The organism is Actinomadura sp. NTSP31, from assembly GCF_041951385.1.
In the GTDB taxonomy this organism is placed as follows: domain Bacteria; phylum Actinomycetota; class Actinomycetes; order Streptosporangiales; family Streptosporangiaceae; genus Spirillospora; species Spirillospora napierensis.
In genome coordinates, this window is record NZ_JBGNUT010000009.1 from 89,561 (window position 1) to 108,271 (window position 18,711).

Here is an 18,711-nt window from a genome sequence, read left to right on the forward strand (position 1 = left end):
CTGTCTGCCGCATGCCCCCGTCCCCCGGCGTCCCGGCACCCGACGCGCTGGAGGCGCGCATCGCCGAGCTGCGCGCCGGCGTGCGCCGCGCCATGGCGTCCGGCGACCGGCGGACCGCCCGCGAGCTGCGCGCCGACCTGCGCCGCGCCGAGCAGGACTGGGACACCGCGGTCCTCGGCGACGCCGGCGAGCCGGAGGCGCCCGCCCCGGCCGCGCCCGAGGCGCGCCGCGGTCTGCTGCCCGTCCGCGAGCAGGTCCACCAGGCGCTGACGCTGCTCGGGGTGCCCTCGGCGCCGAAGCTCATCGGGTCGGTGTACGCGGCGTTCTTCCCCGGCGACATCCCCGGGACGCGGCTGACGAGCCTGCGCCGCGACGAGGAGCGCTCGTTCCGGACCGCACCCTACGCGCGGCCGTACTACCTGTGCGCCGCGCTGACCGCCGACCTGCTCGCGCCCGCACGGGGCCTGCTGACGGTGAGCACGTGGCCGCTGGAGCAGCGGATCGTCGGGCCGCTGAGCCCGCGCACCGACTTCCTCGCCGCCGCGGTCCGCCTCGCCGAGCACGCCGGGCGCTCGGCGCCCTCCGCGGACGCGCAGCGACTGCTGTGGCGGTTCGCCTCCAACATTCCCGGTGCGGTCGCCGGTACGGTCGGTACAGTCGATCCGGCCGTGCTCGCCGAGGCCGCCCGGGCCGAGCTGGACGTCCACCGGGAGTCCGACCGGCGGCGCCGCGCGTCGGCCGCCGGGCGCGCCCGGGCCCAGCTCGACGACGCGGAACGGCTGTTCGGCAGCCGGCTGCGGGCCCTGCAGGATTCCGCACGGCGACGTGCCAGCTCTGGAGAAACGGACCGATGACCGAGACCGCGCCGGACCTGGACCGGCTGCGCGGGAGCGCACCGCCGCGCAACCACGACGCCCGCACGATCGCGGCGCTGACCGCCAATCCCGGTTGCGCCCGCCGCGGGCTGATGGACGCGGCGGGCGTCGACAAGGACGCGGTGGCGCGCGCGCTCGGGTTCCCCGCGCCGTTCGGCCAGTCGCAGTTCGCGATCACGCGGGGCAACGTGTTCGAGGCGCAGGTGAAGGCCGACGGGTGCGCGGAGCTGCTGACGCTCCTGCGCGACCGGATGGGCCTTGCGGTGTCGGAGGTGGCCTACGACGACCTGGAGGTCGTCGCCGGGAACGAGGGCCGGGAGCTGCGGCACACCCGCACCCGGCGGCTGCTCGCCCGCGCGCTCGACAGCGGCGAGGGCACCCTGTTCGACCATCCGCTGCTGCGGCTGGAGATCGGCGGGCGGCTCGCCTACCTGGAACCGGACGTCATCGCGTTCCAGATCGCGGGCCGGCTGCACGTCATCGAGATCAAGTCGTTCGCGGTGGTGGACGGGCAGGCCGAGCCGGAGCAGGTCGCCGCGGCCGCCCGGCAGTCGGCGGTGTACGTGCTGGCGCTGCGCCGGCTGGTCGCCGAGCTCGGGCACGAGCCGGAGCGGGTGTCGCACGAGGTGTTCCTGGTGTGCCCGGAGAACTTCTCCAACCGGCCGACCGCGACGCCGCTGGACGTCCGCCCGCAGCTGGCCGTGCTGGAACGGCAGCTGGCGCGGCTGACCCGCGTCGACCAGATCCTGGACGCGCTTCCGGAGGACCTGACGTTCGAGCCCGGCGAGCACCTCGCCGAGTCCGTCCGCACGGTCGAGGCCCGCTACGCGCCCGAGTGCATGGCGGGCTGCGAGATGGCGCTGTTCTGCCGGGACGAGGCGCGCGCGTGCGGGGCGACCGGCGCGCTCGGCCGGGCCGTCCGCGACGACCTCGGCGGCGTCGACTCGATCGGCACGGCGCTGGGGCTCGCGGACGGTTCGATCGACCCGTCCGACGACCTCGCGGAGACGGCGGAGCAGTTGCGCGCCGCGGCCCGGCTGCGCGCCGAGGCCCTCGGGGCGCGTCTCCCGGAGACCGGGTGACGGCCCGGTGAGCGCGCTCGGTTCGCTGGCGCGCCTGGAGGCGGTACGGGCCGGGATCGCGCAGCCGGTCGCCACGGTCCGGCACTGCCACGTGTCCGAGGCGCCGCTGGTCCTGGTGCCGTTGAAGCTCGCGGGCGAGGCGGCGGCGCCGCTCGCCGTCATGATCGGGGCGGCGCCGGACGACCCGTCGCTGCTGGTGGTGCCGCAGCCGCGCAACCGGGACCTGCGGTTCGCGTTCGCGGCGGAGCTGGCCAAGCTGGTGCTGAACCACATCGAGACCAGCCGCGGCGAGGTGGAGGAGCTGCCGCCGGGCAAGGAGGGCGACGAGCGGATCCGGTACGGCAACGCGCCGCAGCTGCTCGTGCCGAACCGGGGCGGGGTGGCGTTCCTGCGGCTGATGGGCCGCTCGACGCGGTTCCGCAGCACCGAGGGCCCCTACGCGGTGGACCCGGCGGTGCCGGTGCTCGGCCGGTGGCTGACGTGGTTCGCCGACCGGCACGACCATCCCGGGTCGTCGCTGCTGCGCGCGATGACGGAGGTACTGCGGCTGCACTGGGCGACCGGGCAGAGCTCCCTGGAGGACGGCAACCTCGCCGCGCTCATGGGCTGGATCGACCCGCCGGACGGTCTGGACGGCCCCGCCGCCGCGGCGCGCGCCGAGGACCCGGTGACGTGCCCGCCGGCCGGCCCCGCGACCGACCCGACGTTCGACAACGAGGTGCTCGCCCCGGCGATCGCCGCCTACGACCGGTCGGGCGGCGACCCGCGCACGGGCGACCGGCTCCGCGCGCTCATCGCCGGGCAGCTGACCCCGACGTGGGACCTGATGTGGCGGGCGGTCGAGCTGCTGCGCGCGATGCCGGAGGGCGCCGGCGTGCCGCGCCGCTGGGAGCGCGACCGGGACGCCTTCACCTATTACCACCAGACGTTCGGCGAGGCGTATCCTCAGGCGCGCCGCGACCCGCCCGTCCGGGCGGCGCGGCGGCTGCACGATCTCGAACGCGCCCAGGACGCCTACGAGGCGCAGCGGGCGTTCGACGACCCCCTGGTCATGGCCGAGCACCGGCTGGCCGGGCAGGCGTTCGGCGGGCCGGTCACCGAGTGCGACCCGGCCCGGCTGGACGAGACGGGCAAACGGCCGAAGCTGCGCCCGCTGCTGCGGGTCCGCACCGAGGACCCCGTGCGGCTCGACATCGGGACGACCGTGTGCAACGCGGCGCGCCCGGCGCTGAAGGGGAGGATCGTGGAGATCGGCGACGGCGGCGTGCTGCTGGAGCTGACCGGCGGCATGGGCCGCAAGCTCACCCCGGAGCCGGGCGCGGTGCCGCAGGTCGGCGACCGGGTGTGCTTCACCTCGCTCACGGAGGGCTCGTTCGGGGCGGCGAAGTTCCCCGACCGGGAGGACACGCCCTGGACGCACGGCGGGCCGCCCGAGGAGTACGTGCCGACCGACGAGGACGCCGAAGAGGACTGGTCATGACCGAACGCCGTCTCGTCGCGCTGACCGAGCCGGAGCCGGCCCCCGCCCCCGCGCTCGCCCCCGCCGTGGCCGCGGCGCGGGTCGTGGACGGCGTGCTCGCCGACCTCGGCGGCGGCCACCGCGGCGTGGTGGTCGACTCGCCGCCAGGCGCGGGCAAGTCGACGCTCGTGGTCCGCGCCGCCGCGCACCTCGCGGAGGCGGGCGAGCGGCTGATGATCGTGGCGCAGACCAACGAGCAGGTCGACGACCTCATCGAGCGGATCGCGGCGAAGCACCCGCAGTTGACGCTGGGCCGGCTGTCGGCGTCGGGGTACGTGCCGTCCGAGCGGGTGCTGGCGCATCCCTCGGTGCGGGTCGCGCAGAAGGCCGACGACCTCGCCGAGCACACCATCGTCATCGCGACCGCGGCGAAGTGGGCGACCTTGCCGGACGGGTCGTGGCCGTGGGCGATCGTCGACGAGGCGTACCAGATGCGCTCGGACATGCTGCTGCGCATCGCCGGCCGCTTCGAGCGGGCGCTGTTCGTGGGCGACCCCGGGCAGCTCGACCCGTTCTCGACCGTCGAGGTCGAGCGCTGGGCGGGCCTGTCGTGGGACCCGATGCGCAGTGCGGTGTCGGTCCTGCTCGCGCACAACCCGGAGCTGCCCGTCCACCGGCTGCCGGTGTCGTGGCGGCTGCCCGCGTCCGCCGCGCCCGTCGTGTCCGAGGCGTTCTACCCGTTCACCGGCTTCCGCGCCGGGACGGGCGAGGGCGACCGGCGGCTGGAGTACGGGGCGCGCGGCATGGGAACCAGCTACGACCACGCCCTGGAGGAGGCCGCCGCGACCGGATGGTCCCTCTACGAGCTGCCCGCCCGGCACACGCTGCGCACCGACGCGGAGGCCGTCCGGGCGACGGCGGTGCTGGCCGTCCGGCTGCTGCAGCGCGGCCCGGTCGCCCACTCCGAACTCGGCACCAAGGCGGTGGACGCCACCCGGGTCGCGATCGGCGCCGCCCACCGCGACCAGGTCACCGCGATCCGCGCGGCGCTCGGCGAGCACGGCGCGGGCATCACCGTCGACACCGCCAACCGGCTGCAAGGACGCGAGTACGACGTCACCGTGATGCTGCACCCGCTGTCCGGGCGCCGCGACGCGACCGCCTTCCACCTGGAGTCGGGGCGGCTGTGCGTCCTGGCGTCCCGGCACCGGCACGCCTGCATCGTGGTGGCGCGGGCGGGCATCCCCGAACTGCTGGACGCCCACCCGTCCACCGAACCCGTCCACCTCGGCGTGCCGGTCAAGTTCCCGGACGGGTGGGAGGCCAACCAGTCGGTCCTCGCCCACCTGGCGCGCCACCGCGTGGCGGCGGAGTAGCGACCCGGGCTAGGCGGGCCCTGCGGTGGCGGCCCAGCGGCCGTTGTGCCGGGTGATCGTGATCGGGTGGTCGAAGCAGGCGCTGACCAGCTCGGTCGTCAGCACCTCGGCCGCCGGCCCCGACGCCAGGACCTGCCCCTCGCGCAGCAGCAGCGCGTGGCTGGTGCTGGTCGGCAGCTCCTCCAGGTGGTGCGTGACCAGCACCGTCGTCAGGTCGGGGCGCTCACCGCGCAGCTGGTCGATGCTCGCCAGCAGCCGCTCGCGCGCGGCGACGTCCAGGCCGGTGGCGGGCTCGTCGAGCAGCAGCAGCGGCGGGTCCGGCATCAGCGCCCGCGCGATCAGCGCCCGGCCCCGCTCCCCCTGCGACAGGTTCGGCCAGCGGGCGTCGGTGCGCGCCGTCAGCCCCAGCAGCGCGATCAGCTCGTCGGCGCGGCGCAGGTCGTCCTCGCTCGGCGTCCAGCGCGGGACCAGCTCGATGGTGCCGGTCACGCCGGTCAGCACGATCTCCCGGACGGTCCGCGCCGACTCCAGCGGGTGCCGCGGGTTGACCTGCCCGATCAGCTTGCGCAGCTCCTGCACGTCCACCCGGCCGAGCCGGCGGCCGAGGATCTCCGCCGTGCCGCGCGTCGGGTGGGTGTAGGCGCCGAGGATGCCGAGCAGCGTGCTCTTGCCGGCGCCGTTCGGGCCGATCAGCGCCCAGTGCTCGCCGCGCAGCACCGTCATGGTGACCTGGTCGAGCAGGGGCCGCCGGTCCCGGACGAGGTCGATCTTGTCGGCGTTGAGCACGATGTCGGTGCGGGCGGGGAAGGACAAGGGAACCTCCCTTTCGAAGGCTCGGCGGGACGGGCTCGCGAAGGAGCACCGTGGACATGCGGAGAGGCGCGCGGGGTATGCGTCGGGGCGCCGGGCCGGGATCGCCGGGGGCGGCGGAAGATCTTCAACGTACCCCAGCGTTCGCGCCACCCGGTACGAGGGACGTGCCCGGACGGATAATGTGAGAGCCGGTGCCTCAGCGATCAGGGGAGGGACATGGAGGAGATCGGCTTCATGTGCGCCCGCTGCGGCGGCGAGGTGCACGACGTCACCCACAACCGCGAGGGCTCGCTGGACGGGGTGGGCTACCGGCACAACCGCCGGGTGGAGCCGTGGGACCACGAGCTGGAGCTCGCCGTCGGCGAGCCGTCCCCCGGCGAGCCGGCGTGCGACTTCTGCGGCGCCGCCGGGCCGACGTGGCTCTACTACCCCACGCTCGACCCCGAGGACACCGACATGTTCGAGGTCGAGCTCGACACCACGCACCTGTCCGACGACGACACCGCCGTCGCCGTGCTGAACATGCTGTACCCCTGGTACGCCTGCGACACCTGCTCGGTCCTGGTCGCCGACCGCAAGGTCGACGTGCTCATCACGCGCGCCCTGGAGCGCACCCCCGTGCCCGACGACGCCGTCGTCGACGAGGACACCGTCCGCGCCCGCATCCGCGGCTCCCTGTCGGTGTTCTTCACCACCCGCCCGGGCCGCCCCCAGCCCTCCCAAGCGCTGTAGTTTGCATTGCCCTTGGCGGTCGGGCCCTGGGGGGCCTCGCTGCGCGATCGAGTTCTCGCAAGCTCGAACTCGGCTTCGCTCGCGATCGCAACGTGACGGGCGTCCCGGGCTGAGGTTCCAGCCGTTCGGCTGCGGCTCAAGCCACCGGTCCGGGGCTCTCACCGGCGGCGACCTGGAGTCGGAGGGCGGGGGGCGACGGGTCGGAGTGTCGGTGCGGCTCATTATGATCGGTGCCGTTTTCGTGCGGCGGATGTGATTGCGGGGGACCCAGTGATCATCGACAGGCGGTTCCACGGCCCGGACGGGTCGGGCAACGGGGGGTACACGGCGGGGCTGCTGGCGGGGCGGGTGCCGATCGACACGGTGACGGTGACGCTGCGGCGGCCGCCGCCGCTGGACACCGAGCTGACCGTGACCCTGGAGGACGAGCGCGGGCACAGCGCGCGGTTGTGGGACGGGGAGACGCTGGTCGCGGAGGCGCTCGCGGGGGCGATCGTGGTGCCGCCGGTGCCGCCGGTCGCGTTCGCGGCGGCGCGGGAGGCGGCGGAGAAGTTCCGGGCGATCGAGAACCATCCGTTCCCGCGCTGCTTCGTGTGCGGGCCGGAGCGCGAGCCCGGCGACGGGCTCCGGCTCGAACCCGGGCAGGTCGCCGAGGGCACCGTGGCGGCGCCGTGGGTGCCCGAGCGGGTCCCGGAGCGGACGCTGGTGTGGGCGGCGCTGGACTGCCCCGGCGGCTGGTCGTTCGACGTCGCCGGCCGCCCGGCCGTCCTCGGCACGATGACCGCGCAGGTCACCGACGTGCCCGCGGCCGGCGAGGAGTGCGTGGTGATGGGCCTGGCGCGCAGCCGCGAGGGCCGCAAGATGCACGCGGCGTCCGCGCTGTACGGCGCGGACGGGCGGCTGCTCGGCCGCTCCGAGCAGATCTGGATCGAGATCGATCCCGAGGCGTTCGCGCGCTGATCGTCCCGGCGGGCGGCGGGCCGGTGATCCGGCACCGCCGCCCGCCAGACCGTTTCCACATGGATGCCGGAAATATGTCAGGCGACATGGTTCGGCACCGGCGTACGCTGTTCAATCTGACTTTCCGCGACAGCAGAGGCGGGTCAGATGAGCGGAACGGCCTTACTTCTCCTCGGGGTGGCGGCGCTCGCGGTGTACACCGGCATGCACTGGGAGCGCGCCCGGCGCGCCGCGTCCGACATGCGGCTCAGCCGCCGGAGAGTGATCACCCTCCGGCGGACCGTGGTGCGCGAGCGCGGCCAGGCCACCATGATCGTCGCGACGGCGCTGGTCGTGCTCGTCATCGTCGTCAAGTACGGCTGAGCCGCCGTCAGGGGCCGGTGAACAGCGGGTCCTCCCGGTCGGCGCCGTTCAGCCGGCCGCCCTGCGCCGGCGGGGCTCCCGCGGCGGACGGCGAACCGCCGGCCGGGGGCGGCGGCAGCGCGTGCCCGCCGGAGTGCGACGACCCGGACGCGGGCGGCTGACCACCCGGCGCTCCGCCGGGTCCCTGCGCCATCGGCGGGACGGGGGCGCCGAACGGGACGCCCGGTCCGCCGACGGGTCCGGTGGGCACCGCCGGCGGCCGCCCGCCGCCCGCGGCGGGCGCGAAGCCCGGCGGCGGGACCGGGCTCCCGCCCGACAGCCGGCCGCCCGGCGGGATGTTGGACGACAGGGTGTTGTGGGTGAGCTGGTCTATCTGGCGGCGCGCGCGGTCGGCCTCGGCGCGGGCGGCGTCGCGCTCCTCGGCGAGGGCCGACAGCGCGGCCTGCTGCTCGGCGACCGACTGGGAGAGCTGGCGCAGCTGCACCGCCTGGTCGTTGATCTTGGCGTTCAGCTCGTCGCGCTCGCCGGTGGCGGCCTCGGCCCGGGCCCGGGCGGCGTCGCGGTCCTTGGCGGCCTCCTCGGCGCGGGCGTTGGCGCGGACCAGCTCCGCCTCGGCCTCCGACTGCGCGCGCAGCGCGGTGGCGCGCTCGGCCTCGGCCTTGCTCGCGGCCTGCATGGCGTGCTGCCGCTGCGCCTCGGTGTCGCGCATGGCGTTGCGCAGGTCCTCGGCGCCCTGCTTGGCGACCGCGGCCTCGACCCGCTGCGACTCGGCGGAGCCCTCGGCCTCGGCGAGCTTGGCATGCAGGGTGACCATCTCGGCGCGGGCGGACTCCAGCGCGGCGAGCAGCTCGGTCTCGCGGGCGGCGATGCGGTCGCGCTCGCTCTCGGCCGCGAGCTTGGCGGTCATCGACTGCTGCGCGATCTGGTGCGCCTCCTCCCACGCCTGCTGCGCGGCGTCGCGCTTGGCGGTGGCGAGCCGGGCCTCCTCGCGCGCGCCCGCGGCGTCCCTCTCGGCCTCGTCGGCGCGGGTGCGCGCGGACGAGGCCTCGTGCCAGGCCTCCTCCGCCTTGCGCTGGGAGGCGTCGCGCTCGCTCTGCGCGATGGCCAGCTCGCGGGCGGCCTCGGCCCGCACCTCGGCGACGCGCCGCTCGACGCCGGCGACGCTCAGCTCGGAGGTCAGCGAGTCGGCGAGCAGGTCGGCGGCCTTCTCCAGCCGCTCCACCATCTCCCAGGTGGAGGCGACCTGGCCGGTGAGGCCCGGCGCGTCCCGGCCCCGCTCGCGGCGGTCGCGGGCCTCGCGCGCGCAGGCGCCCTCGTTGTCCTGGCAGTACCGGACCGCGCGGACGGCCCCGACCGGCTGCGGGACGGGACGCCCGCAGTTCGCGCACGGCCAGACCGTGACGGGGTCGCCCATCCGGGCGACCGCGGTCTCCGGTGCGGCGGTCCTCGTGACGTCGCCGCCCGTCTCCGGCGCGCCCTGCTGCTGCGCCCCCTGCTGCGGCATGCCCTGCCGCATGGCCCCCTGCTGCCCCGGCGAGCCCTGCCCGCCGCCCCCGTCGCGCTGCTCCCCGGGCGCGGCGTCCCGCGGACGCCCGCCCTCGGAGACCGCGCCCTGGGGAGCCGCGGCCGTCCCCTCGGGGCCGCTATTGTCGCGCTCTTCGCTGTTAGGCATGGTATGAACCATACGCACTAGTAGGCGGTACTGCAGTGACTTGCGAGGTAGATGTGGGGCCTCCCACGTCGTACGGAAGTGAGTAGAGCGGTCCCGCGTCAGCGCCCGGCGAACCGGTCGGTCGCCTCGATGAGCCGGTCCAGGGTGCCGGGCTCGGACCCGCCGTGCCCGGCGTCCTCGACGATGTGGAACTCCGCCTCGGGCCAGGCGAGGTGCAGATCCCACGCCTGGTCCGGCGGGGTCTTCATGTCGTAGCGGCCGTTGACGATCACCGCCGGGACGTGCCGGATCCGGTCGACGCCCGCGAGCAGGCCGCCTCGGGGCAGGAACCCGCCGTTGGCGATGTAGTGGTGGGTGATGCGGGCGAACGCGAGGACCTCGGCGTCGGCCAGGTCGGGCGGCGCGACGGGCAGCAGCGTGTTGGCGCTCAGTTCCCAGCCCATCCACGCCCGCGCCGCCGGCAGGTGGACGGCCGGGTCCGGGTCCTCGATGCGGCGGCCGTAGGCGGCGATCAGGTCGTCCTGCTCGGCGGGCGGGACCGCGTCGCGGAACGCGGCCCACTCGGCGGGGAACAGGTGGGCGGCGCCGGTCGGGGTGAGCCCCCATGCCTCGTCCGACGGGCGGACCAGGTACACGCCGCGCAGCACCATCTCCGTGACGCGCTCCGGATGGGCCTGCGCGTAGGCGAGCGCGAGCGTGCTCCCCCAGCTGCCGCCGAACACCAGCCAGCGGTCGATCGACAGGTGCTCGCGCAGCCGTTCCATGTCGGCGACCAGGTGCGGCGTCGTGTTGCCGGCGAGGGAGACGCCCGGGTCGCCGGCGTGCGGCCGGCTCCGTCCGCAGTTGCGCTGGTCGAACAGCACGATCCGGTACGCGGCGGGGTCGAAGAAGCGCCGGAAGCCGGGCAGCAGCCCGCCGCCGGGCCCGCCGTGCAGGAACACCGCGGGCTTGCCGTCGGGGTTCCCGCAGGTCTCCCAGTGGATCCGGTTCCCGTCGCCGACGTCCAGCAGCCCGGAGTCGTAGGGCTCGATCTCCGGATAGAACACCCTCAAGGCCATGACCCCAGTCCTACCCGACAAGCGATCATGGTCGGGACGCGGCGGCGTCCCGCCGTCGGCCCGCACGGCCTAGAGCTGGGCCATCGCCTTGCGGATCCGCTTGTCCGACACCGGGAACCGGGTGCCGAGCTGCTGGGCGAACAGGCTGACCCGCAGTTCCTCCAGCATCCAGCGGATCTGCCGGGCCGGCTCCTCGTCGCGGCGGGCCGGGTGCAGCCGCTGGAGCGTCTGCTCGTACTCCTGCCGCAGCACCTCGACCTGGTGCGCGAGCATCCGGTCGCGTCCGGGGTTCTCCGGAAGCCTGTCCAGCCGGACCCGCAGCGCGCGCAGGTAGCGGGGCAGGTCGGCGAGCCGCGCCCAGCCCGTCTCGGTGACGAACCCCGGGTGGACCAGCGCCGCCAGGTGCGCGCGGATGTCGGTCAGTGCCGGGACGAGCGTGAGGCTGGTGGTGCCGCGCAGCCGCCGGTCCAGCTCGTGGGACTCGGTGAGGATCCGCTCGACCAGCGCGACGACCTGAACGGTGGCGTCGTGCAGGTCGGCACGGACCCGGTCGTACAGGGCGCGGAACCCGTCCTCGTCCCAGGCGGGCCCGCCGGCCTCGGCGATGAGCCGGTCGGCGGCGGCGGTGACGCAGTCGTCGAACAGCGCGGCGACGGAGCCGTGCGGGTTGTGGCTGAGCGCCAGCTTGCCCTGGTTCGTCAGGCGGCCCTGGATGAGCTTCACCGGCGACGGCGCGTTCAGCAGGACGAGGCGGCGGGTGCCGAGCCACATGGCGCGGCGCTGCTCGGCCTCCGTCTCGTACATCCGGACGGCGACGCTCTCCCCCTCGTCGGTGAGCGCCGGATACGCCTTGACGTCGTAGCCCGCCTGCTTCTGCTCGTAGGTGCGGGGCAGCTCGCCGATCGTCCACTCGGTGAGGCCGGACCGCTCGACGCTCGACGCCGCCTTCGACAGCGTCCCGCGCACCTTGCCCGCGAGCCGGCGTTTCAGCTCGTCGAGGTCGGTGCCCTCGCCGAGGGTGCGCCCGCGGTCGTCGACGACGCGGAAGGTGATGCGCAGGTGCGCGGGCAGCCGCGCGGTGTCCCACGCCTCCCGCGCGACCGGCACGCCCGTCATCGCGGTCAGCTCGCGCTCCAACGCGTCCAGCAGCGGCTCGGTGCGCGGCGCGACGCGGTCGAGCACCTTGCGCGCGTAGTCGGGGGCCGGGACGAAGTTCACGCGCAGCTGCTTCGGCAGCGACCGGATCAGCTCGGTGAGCAGCTCGGTGCGCAGCCCCGGGACCTGCCACTCGAACCCGTCCGGCCGGACCTGGTTGAGGACCTGGACGGGGACGTGCACGGTGACGCCGTCGGCGTCGGTGCCGGGCTCGAACTGGTAGGTCAGGCGCAGCCGCAGCGGCCCCTGCTTCCACACGTCGGGGTAGTCGGCCTCGCTGACGCCGCCGGCGGTCTCGTTGATGAGCATCGACTTCTCGAACCCGAGCAGGTCGGGGTCGGAGCGCCGCGCCGTCTTCCACCAGGCGTCGAAGTGCCGGCCGGAGACGACGTCCTCGGGTATCCGCTCGTCGTAGAAGTCGAACAGCGTCTCGTCGTCCACGAGGATGTCGCGGCGGCGCGCGCGGTGCTCCAGTTCCTCCACCTCTTCGAGCAGGGCCCGGTTGTCGTGGAAGAACTTGTGGTGGGTCTCCCAGTCGCCCTCGACGAGCGCGTGCCGGATGAACAGCTCGCGCGCCAGCGCGGGGTCGATGGAGCCGTAGTTGACGCGCCGGTCGGCGACGATCGGCACCCCGTACAGGGTGACCTTCTCGTGCGCCATGACGGCGGCCTGCTTCTTCGACCAGTGCGGCTCGCTGTAGTTGCGCTTGACCAGGTGCTGCGCCAGCGGCTCGATCCAGTCCGGCTCGATCCTGGCGTTGACGCGCGCCCAGAGCCGGGACGTCTCGACCAGCTCCGCCGACATCACCCAGCGCGGCGGCTTCTTGAACAGCGCCGACCCCGGGAACACGGCGAACTTCGCGCCCCGCGCGCCGAGGTACTCCTGCCCGCGCCGCTGCCTGCCGTCCTTCTTCTCGCCGCCGTCGGTGTCCATGAGCCCGATGTGGGACAGCAGACCGGCGAGCAACGAGACGTGGACGCGGTCGGGCGGGGCGTCGGCGGTGTTGAGCGTGACGCCGAGGGACTTGGCGACCTGCTTGAGCTGGCCGTGCAGATCCTGCCACTCGCGGACGCGCAGGAAGTGCAGGAACTCGTTCTTGCACATGCGGCGGAACGCGCTGCCCGACAGCTCCTTCTGCTGCTCGCGCAGGTAGTTCCACAGGTTCAGGTATGCCAGGAAGTCGGAGGTGGGATCGGCGAACCGGCGGTGCCTGTCGTCGGCGGCCTGCTGGTGCTCGGCGGGGCGCTCGCGCGGGTCCTGGATCGACAGCGCGGCGGCGATGACGAGGACCTCCCGCACGCAGCCGTTGCGGTCGGCCTCCAGCACCATCCGGCCGAGCCGCGGGTCGACCGGCAGCTGGGCGAGCCGGCGGCCGAGCGGGGTGAGCCGCTTGCGCGGGTCCTTCTCGGCGGGGTCGATCGCACCGAGCTCGTGCAGCAGGTCGACGCCCGCCTTGACGTTGCGGCGGTCCGGCGGCTCCACGAACGGGAACGCGGCGATGTCGCCCAGGCCGAGCGAGGTCATCTGCAGGATGACCGACGCGAGGTTGGTGCGCAGGATCTCCGGGTCGGTGAACTCGGGGCGGGACTCGAAGTCCTCCTCGGAGTACAGCCGGATGCACACGCCCTCGGACACCCGGCCGCAGCGCCCCTTGCGCTGGTTGGCCGAGGCCTGGGAGATCGGCTCGATCGGCAGCCGCTGCACCTTCAGCCGGTGGCTGTAGCGGGAGATGCGGGCGGTGCCGGGGTCGACGACGTACTTGATGCCGGGGACGGTCAGCGAGGTCTCCGCGACGTTCGTCGCGAGGACGACGCGCCGCCCCCGGTGCGCCTGGAACACCCGGTGCTGCTCGGCGGCCGACAGCCGCGCGTACAGCGGCAGCACCTCGGTGTCGCGCCTGTGGCGGGTGAAGTGCTTGGCGAGGGCGTCGGCGGTGTCGCGGATCTCCCGCTCGCCGCTGAGGAAGACCAGCACGTCGCCGGGGGCCTCGCGGCCCAGCTCGTCCACGGCCTCGATGATCGCCTGGATCTGGTCGCGGTCGGGGTCGGCGGACGGGTCGTCGGGGTCGGTGACGGGCCGGTACCGCACCTCCACGGGGTACGTGCGGCCGGACACCTCCACGATCGGGGCGTCGCCGAAGTGCCGGGAGAACCGCTCGGGGTCGATCGTCGCCGAGGTGATGATCACCTTGAGGTCGGGCCGGCGCGGCAGGATCTCCCGGAGGTAGCCGAGCAGGAAGTCGATGTTCAGGCTGCGCTCGTGCGCCTCGTCGATGATCAGCGTGTCGTACTGGCGCAGCAGCCGGTCGGTCTGGATCTCGGCGAGCAGGATGCCGTCGGTCATCAGCTTCACGAGCGTGTCGTCGCTCGACCTGTCGGTGAAGCGGACCTTGTAGCCCACGGCCTCGCCGAGCTCGGTGCCGAGTTCCTCGGCGATCCGGTCGGCGACGGTGCGGGCGGCGAGCCGGCGCGGCTGGGTGTGCCCGATCGAGCCGAGCACGCCCCGGCCGAGCTCCAGGCAGATCTTCGGGATCTGGGTGGTCTTGCCGGACCCGGTCTCCCCCGCGACGATCACGACCTGGTGGTCGCGGACCGCGGCGAGGATGTCGTCCTTCTTCTGGGAGACCGGCAGCTGCTCCGGATAGGTGATCGCGGGCACGGCCCGGCGCCGCCGCTCGACCCGCCGTCCGGCGGCCTCGATGTCGGCGGTGATCTCCTCGGCGACCTTCGCGCGGCGCGCCGCGTCCCGCATCTTCTCGGTGCCGTCGATGCGGCGGCGGAGCCGCTGCTGGTCGCGCAGCATCAGCTCGGGCAGGCGCGCACGCAGGTCGGCGAGCGGCGATCTCACAGACGTCCTCATAACCATCGACAAGGATAGGGTTCCAGGCCCGCAGGGCCCCGCTCACCCTCAAACCTTCGCACCGTAGCCGGATCGGCCCGCACCGGGCGATCCATTTTCCGGCGGTTACAACGCCCGCCGCCCCGCCCGGCATTCCTGCGCGGCTAGGAGGCCCGCCCGGCCTTCTCGTGGGGCGTCCGCGGGACGAGCCGGAGGGCGAGGCCGGGGCAGATCGCGACGGCGCGCCGCGCGTCGGCCTCCAGCCGCGCCGGGATGGGCCCGGCGGGGATCACCGGGTAGTTGTACTCGTCCATCCGGACGGTGCCGCGCAGCACGTCGGCGCACAGGCCGTGGCCGTCGCAGCGGCTCCAGTCGACCTCCAGCCGCAGCTCGGCCGCCTCGGCCGCGGCGGGCAGCACCCCGAGGACGGGCCGCCCGCAGCCGCCGTCCGAGGCGTGCCGGGCGATGTCGGCGGCGAAGACCTCCAGCGCGGAGAGCACGAACCGGCCGGTGCCGTCGGGGTGGGCGCACGCGCCGCGGCCGTCGACCATCCGGACGGCGCGGCGGGCGGCCTCGGCGGCGGACGCGACGCCCCGGCCGGCGGCGATGTCGGCGATGGCGCCGGCGATGTCGGGCAGCCCGAGCCGGCAGGGCCCGCACTGCCCGGCCGACTCGGCGGCCAGGTATCCGGCGACGCGGGCGCATTCGCCGAGCGGGCAGGTGCCGCGGCCGATCGGCATGACGATCCCGGCGCCGAGCGTGCCGCCCGCCGCCGCGAGCCCCGCGCGCGACACCGCGGTGCGGGTCGCGACCTCGCCCTTCAGCCAGGCGCCGTGGTAGCCGCCGACCAGCACCCCCTCGCCCGCCCGCGCGCCGCACAGGTCGAGCAGGTGGGCGAGCGGCGCCCCGGCGGGCGTCTCCACCACGGCCGGGAAGCGCGCCGAGCCGGTCACGGTCAGCAGCACCGTGCCGGGCTCGTCGGGCGTCCCGATCCTGCGGTACCCGGCCGGGCCGAGCCCGGCGAGGACGGCGAGCTGGGCGTAGGTCTCGGCGTTGGACAGCAGGGTGGGCAGGCCGTCCACGCCGCGGGTCGAGGCGCGGCCCTTGCGGCCGGGCGGGATCGGGCGCTTGCCGTTGATGCCGCGCACCAGGGCGCCGCTCTCGCCGGTGACGAACCGTTCCGGCAGCAGCGCGACGCGGGCCCGGCCGCCGAGGTCGCGTTCGGCGATGGCGTCCCGCACCGACCCGGCGGCCGCCTCGTCCGTCACGGCGATGATGATCTCCAGGGAGCCGAGCGCGGTGGCGGCGAGGGCGGCGCCGTCCAGGATCAGGTGCGGCGCGCCGCGCAGCAGCGCCTTGTCCTTGGCGCTGCCGGGCTCGCCCTCGGTGCCGTTGACGACCACGATCGTCCGCTTGCCGCGCCGGACGGCGCTGTCGGCGGTCGCCCGCACCTTGCGCGCGAACGGGAACGCGGCGCCGCCGCGGCCGTGCAGCCGCCCTTCCTCGCACAGCGCGACGAGCTGGCCGGTGGTGAGGGGGCGCGGGTCGGGGTGCAGGGCGCGGTGGGCGTCCCAGCCGAGGCGCCCGCCGTCGGCGAGCCCCTTGGTGAGGCGCGCCGGGCCGACGTGCCGGACGGCGAGCGCGGTCACGGCGTCCTCTCCCGGGGCCGCAGGACGGGACGGGCGGCGAGCGCGAGGGCGACCCCGGCGACGCACAGCAAGTAACCCGCCGTCACCCACACGGCGGGGGCGCGGCCGGAGGTGAGGCCGTGCCAGATCCCGAGCGGCCATGCCGCGTACGCGGTGAGATGCGTGGCCCGCCAGGCCCACGGGTGCTTCGTGCCGGCGAAACGGCCGCGCGCGACACCGCCGGCCACGGCGAGGAGCAGCAGGTAGAGGGCGATCACACCGAGGCTGTAGTCGGCGGCGTGCCGGCCGGGCAGCGGCAGGACCGCCTGGGCGATCCCGACCCGGTGCTGGGCGAGCTGCGAGGCGATGTGGACGGCCAGCATCGCCACGGCGAGGAACGCCGTCGCCCGGTGCACCGCCTGGGCCCGCAGCCGGTGCCGGGAGGCGAGGAGGGCACGGTCGGTGGCCAGCAGCCCGATCATGACCGTCAGCGACAGCGCGACCAGCGCGAAGACCCCGCAGTAGAGGTCGAGGAACCGGCCGACCGGGCGCAGCACGGACGCCGGCCCGCCGGACGCGGCGGCCAGGCCGAGGAGGGCGCCCGCCGCGACGGCCGCGGCGGCCCCCGCGGCGATGCGGCCCCGGTGTGCGCCGATCCGTCCCCGCCGCGGCGATGCGACCGCCGCCGGAGCCGGTACGGCCCGGGGGCGACCGCCAGGCCCGGCGAGGAACGCGCCGGTCATCTCGTGGGCGGGGCCGCGGCGCGGCGCGTCCCCTGGTGGCGGCCCCTCAGGAGCCATGGCGGCACCCCCTGCCTTTCGCGTCGTCCGGGAAATCCCCCGGTCACTACGACGCGTGTTCACCCCGTACCGGTTCGGTGACACGACCGTCCCCCGTCCCCGCCGTTAACCGGATGGTGGCAGGTCAGGGCGGGTTCACCGAGGTCGCGTCCGGAACCGGCCGCGTGCCGGGCGCGGGCGGGGACGGTGGGGCGGGCGGGGGCGCGGGGGCGGTCAGCCCGCGCCGTACACCGGTTCGGGCGCGGGGGCCTCGGCGAGGAGGCCGGAGACGACCTCGCCGACCTCGGCCGGGTCCCAGCGGGCGCCCTTGTCGGCGGTGGGGCCGTGCCGGAAGGCGTCCATCACGCAGATCTTGCCGCCCTCGGCCTCGAACACCCGGCCGGTGACGTCCTTGGACTGCGCGGAGCCGAGCCAGACCACCAGCGGCGAGACGTTCTCCGGCGCCATCGCGTCGAACTCGCCCTCGGCGGGCGCGGCCATCGTCTGCGCGAAGACGTCCTCGGTCATCCGGGTGCGGGCGGCGGGCGCGATCGCGTTGACGTTGACCCCGTACCGGCCGAGTTCGGCGGACGCCACGAGGGTGAGCCCGACGATGCCGGCCTTGGCCGCCGAGTAGTTGCCCTGGCCGACGCTGCCGAGCAGCCCCGCGCCGGACGAGGTGTTGATCACGCGGGCGTCGACCGGGCGGCCCGCCTTGCTCTCGGTCCGCCAGTACTGCCCCGCGTGCTTGAGCGGCAGGAAGTGGCCCTTGAGGTGGACGCGCATCACCGCGTCCCACTCGTCCTCGGACAGGTTGATCAGCATCCGGTCGCGCAGGAACCCGGCGTTGTTGACGAGGGTGTCCAGGCGGCCGAAGGCCTCGACGGCGGTGGCGACGAGCGCGGCGGCGCCCGCGTCGGTGGCGATGTCGTCGGTGTTGGCGACGGCGCGCCCGCCGAGCGCCTCGATCTCCTTGACGACGTCCTGGGCGGGGCCGCCGGAGGCGTCGCCGGTGCCGTCGCGGGCGACGCCGAGGTCGTTCACCACGACCAGGGCGCCCTGGCGGGCGAACTCCAGCGCGTGCGCGCGGCCGAGCCCTCGCCCGGCTCCGGTGACGGCGACCACGCGGTCCTTGCAGATCATCGCGACTCCTCCTTGTTCGCGGTGGCGGCGTCCAGGAACGCGGGGCGCTCTCCCCCGCCGTGCATCAGCATCTCCGACCCGGTGACGTAGGACGCCAGGTCCGAGGCGAGGTAGACGCAGGCGGCGCCGACCTCGAAGGGGCTGCCGAGGCGGCCCATCGGGACGGTCCTCGCGACGGCCTCGACGCCCGCCTCGTCGCCGTAGTGCAGGTGGGCCAGCTCGGTGCGGATCATGCCGAGGATCAGCGTGTTGACCCGCACGTGCGGCGCCCACTCGACGGCGAGCGACCGGGTGAGGCTGTGCAGCCCGGCCTTGGCGGCGCCGTAGGCGGCGGTGCCGGGCGACGGCCGGACCCCGCTGACGCTGCCGATGTTGATCACCGAGCCGCCGTCCGGCATCAGCGGGCGCAGCGCCCGCGCCATGATCAGCGGCCCGGTCAGGTTCAGTTCCAGGATCTTGAGATGGGTGCGCAGCGGGCCCTCGGTGAGCGGCAGGAACGGCCCGCCGCCGGCGTTGTTGACCAGCACGTCCACCCGGTCGAGGCCGGCGGCGAACGCTTCGGCGGCGTCGCCGTCGCGCACGTCCAGCAAGGCGAACGACGCCGTGCGGCCGCCGCCCTCGGGCAGCGCGTCCGGCTCGTGCCGGGCCACCGCGACCACGTCGGCGCCGGCCTCCAGGAAGGCGCGGCTGATCCCCGCGCCGACACCGCGCACGCCCCCGGTGACCACGACGGTCTTCCCCGCCAGGTCCAGCGTCAGTGACATCCCGCCTCCTCCGA

The 18,711-nt window shown here is 75.0% G+C and carries 15 protein-coding genes; 7 read left to right on the plus strand and 8 right to left on the minus strand.

What is annotated here, in order from left to right:
- Nucleotides 1–11 precede the first annotated feature (11 nt).
- Genes ACA514_RS17325 through ACA514_RS17340 form a run of 4 tightly spaced genes read left to right on the plus strand, consistent with a single transcriptional unit; the run spans nt 12 to nt 4,792 of the window.
- The gene (locus ACA514_RS17325; RefSeq protein ID WP_375042171.1) at nt 12–854 is read left to right on the plus strand and encodes a hypothetical protein; all 843 of its coding nucleotides are present in this window, start codon (nt 12–14) and stop codon (nt 852–854) included.
- Nucleotides 851–1,957, plus strand: coding sequence for a hypothetical protein (locus ACA514_RS17330; RefSeq protein WP_375042172.1), 1,107 nt, complete (start codon nt 851–853; stop codon nt 1,955–1,957). The genes ACA514_RS17325 and ACA514_RS17330 overlap by 4 nt, the downstream gene beginning before the upstream one ends.
- A 7-nt stretch (nt 1,958–1,964) precedes the next feature.
- The gene (locus ACA514_RS17335; RefSeq protein WP_375042173.1) at nt 1,965–3,437 is read left to right on the plus strand and encodes a hypothetical protein; all 1,473 of its coding nucleotides are present in this window, start codon (nt 1,965–1,967) and stop codon (nt 3,435–3,437) included.
- Entirely contained in the window at nt 3,434–4,792 is a 1,359-nt protein-coding gene (locus ACA514_RS17340; protein ID WP_375042174.1) for an AAA family ATPase, read from the plus strand. The genes ACA514_RS17335 and ACA514_RS17340 overlap by 4 nt, the downstream gene beginning before the upstream one ends.
- Nucleotides 4,793–4,801: 9 nt before the next feature.
- On the opposite strand, the gene ACA514_RS17345 is transcribed toward ACA514_RS17340, so the two are convergent.
- Nucleotides 4,802–5,605: an ABC transporter ATP-binding protein gene (locus ACA514_RS17345; protein WP_375042175.1), complete on the minus strand. Its 804-nt coding sequence runs from the start codon at nt 5,603–5,605 to the stop codon at nt 4,802–4,804.
- A 216-nt stretch (nt 5,606–5,821) separates the two neighbouring features.
- Between ACA514_RS17345 and ACA514_RS17350 the strand changes: the two genes are divergently transcribed.
- The 3 genes from ACA514_RS17350 (at nt 5,822) to ACA514_RS17360 (ending at nt 7,660) form a co-directional block, all read left to right on the plus strand.
- A complete protein-coding gene (locus tag ACA514_RS17350; RefSeq protein WP_375042176.1) occupies nt 5,822–6,337 on the plus strand; it encodes a hypothetical protein in 516 nt (171 codons plus the stop codon).
- A 270-nt stretch (nt 6,338–6,607) separates the two neighbouring features.
- Nucleotides 6,608–7,297 carry a hypothetical protein gene (locus ACA514_RS17355; RefSeq protein ID WP_375042177.1) on the plus strand — a complete coding sequence of 230 codons (690 nt, stop codon included), beginning with the start codon at nt 6,608–6,610 and terminating at the stop codon, nt 7,295–7,297.
- Between the two features lie 147 nt (nt 7,298–7,444).
- Nucleotides 7,445–7,660: a hypothetical protein gene (locus tag ACA514_RS17360; RefSeq protein ID WP_344262244.1), complete on the plus strand. Its 216-nt coding sequence runs from the start codon at nt 7,445–7,447 to the stop codon at nt 7,658–7,660.
- A gap of 7 nt (nt 7,661–7,667) precedes the next feature.
- On the opposite strand, the gene ACA514_RS17365 is transcribed toward ACA514_RS17360, so the two are convergent.
- The 7 genes from ACA514_RS17365 to ACA514_RS17395 all read right to left on the minus strand — a co-directional run bounded on the left by ACA514_RS17365 (nt 7,668) and on the right by ACA514_RS17395 (nt 18,697).
- The gene (locus ACA514_RS17365; RefSeq protein WP_375042178.1) at nt 7,668–9,332 is read right to left on the minus strand and encodes a chromosome segregation ATPase; all 1,665 of its coding nucleotides are present in this window, start codon (nt 9,330–9,332) and stop codon (nt 7,668–7,670) included.
- A gap of 98 nt (nt 9,333–9,430) precedes the next feature.
- Nucleotides 9,431–10,390 carry a prolyl aminopeptidase gene (pip, locus tag ACA514_RS17370; RefSeq protein WP_375042179.1) on the minus strand — a complete coding sequence of 320 codons (960 nt, stop codon included), beginning with the start codon at nt 10,388–10,390 and terminating at the stop codon, nt 9,431–9,433.
- A 69-nt stretch (nt 10,391–10,459) separates the two neighbouring features.
- A complete protein-coding gene (gene hrpA / locus ACA514_RS17375) occupies nt 10,460–14,404 on the minus strand; it encodes an ATP-dependent RNA helicase HrpA (RefSeq protein ID WP_375042180.1) in 3,945 nt (1,314 codons plus the stop codon).
- Nucleotides 14,405–14,547: 143 nt separating this feature from the next.
- Complete coding sequence (locus ACA514_RS17380) at nt 14,548–16,032, minus strand: NADH-ubiquinone oxidoreductase-F iron-sulfur binding region domain-containing protein (protein WP_375042181.1); 1,485 nt, start codon at nt 16,030–16,032, stop codon at nt 14,548–14,550.
- Nucleotides 16,029–16,811 carry a hypothetical protein gene (locus ACA514_RS17385; protein WP_375042182.1) on the minus strand — a complete coding sequence of 261 codons (783 nt, stop codon included), beginning with the start codon at nt 16,809–16,811 and terminating at the stop codon, nt 16,029–16,031. Before ACA514_RS17385 ends, ACA514_RS17380 begins: the two co-directional genes overlap by 4 nt.
- 213 nt (nt 16,812–17,024) lie before the next feature.
- Entirely contained in the window at nt 17,025–17,933 is a 909-nt protein-coding gene (locus ACA514_RS17390; RefSeq protein WP_375042183.1) for an SDR family oxidoreductase, read from the minus strand.
- Entirely contained in the window at nt 17,930–18,697 is a 768-nt protein-coding gene (locus ACA514_RS17395; RefSeq protein ID WP_375042184.1) for an SDR family oxidoreductase, read from the minus strand. The genes ACA514_RS17390 and ACA514_RS17395 overlap by 4 nt, the downstream gene beginning before the upstream one ends.
- Nucleotides 18,698–18,711: the final 14 nt, after the last annotated feature.

Coding starts and splice junctions, on each gene's coding strand:
- ACA514_RS17325 (WP_375042171.1), top strand. CDS start 12: ATGCCCCCGTCCCCCGGCGTCCCGGCACCCGACGCGCTGGAGGCGCGC.
- ACA514_RS17330 (WP_375042172.1), top strand. CDS start 851: ATGACCGAGACCGCGCCGGACCTGGACCGGCTGCGCGGGAGCGCACCG.
- ACA514_RS17340 (WP_375042174.1), top strand. CDS start 3,434: ATGACCGAACGCCGTCTCGTCGCGCTGACCGAGCCGGAGCCGGCCCCC.
- ACA514_RS17350 (WP_375042176.1), top strand. CDS start 5,822: ATGGAGGAGATCGGCTTCATGTGCGCCCGCTGCGGCGGCGAGGTGCAC.
- ACA514_RS17360 (WP_344262244.1), top strand. CDS start 7,445: ATGAGCGGAACGGCCTTACTTCTCCTCGGGGTGGCGGCGCTCGCGGTG.
- ACA514_RS17365 (WP_375042178.1), bottom strand. CDS start 9,332: ATGCCTAACAGCGAAGAGCGCGACAATAGCGGCCCCGAGGGGACGGCC.
- pip (WP_375042179.1), bottom strand. CDS start 10,390: ATGGCCTTGAGGGTGTTCTATCCGGAGATCGAGCCCTACGACTCCGGG.
- hrpA (WP_375042180.1), bottom strand. CDS start 14,404: ATGAGGACGTCTGTGAGATCGCCGCTCGCCGACCTGCGTGCGCGCCTG.
- ACA514_RS17385 (WP_375042182.1), bottom strand. CDS start 16,811: ATGGCTCCTGAGGGGCCGCCACCAGGGGACGCGCCGCGCCGCGGCCCC.
- ACA514_RS17390 (WP_375042183.1), bottom strand. CDS start 17,933: ATGATCTGCAAGGACCGCGTGGTCGCCGTCACCGGAGCCGGGCGAGGG.
- ACA514_RS17395 (WP_375042184.1), bottom strand. CDS start 18,697: ATGTCACTGACGCTGGACCTGGCGGGGAAGACCGTCGTGGTCACCGGG.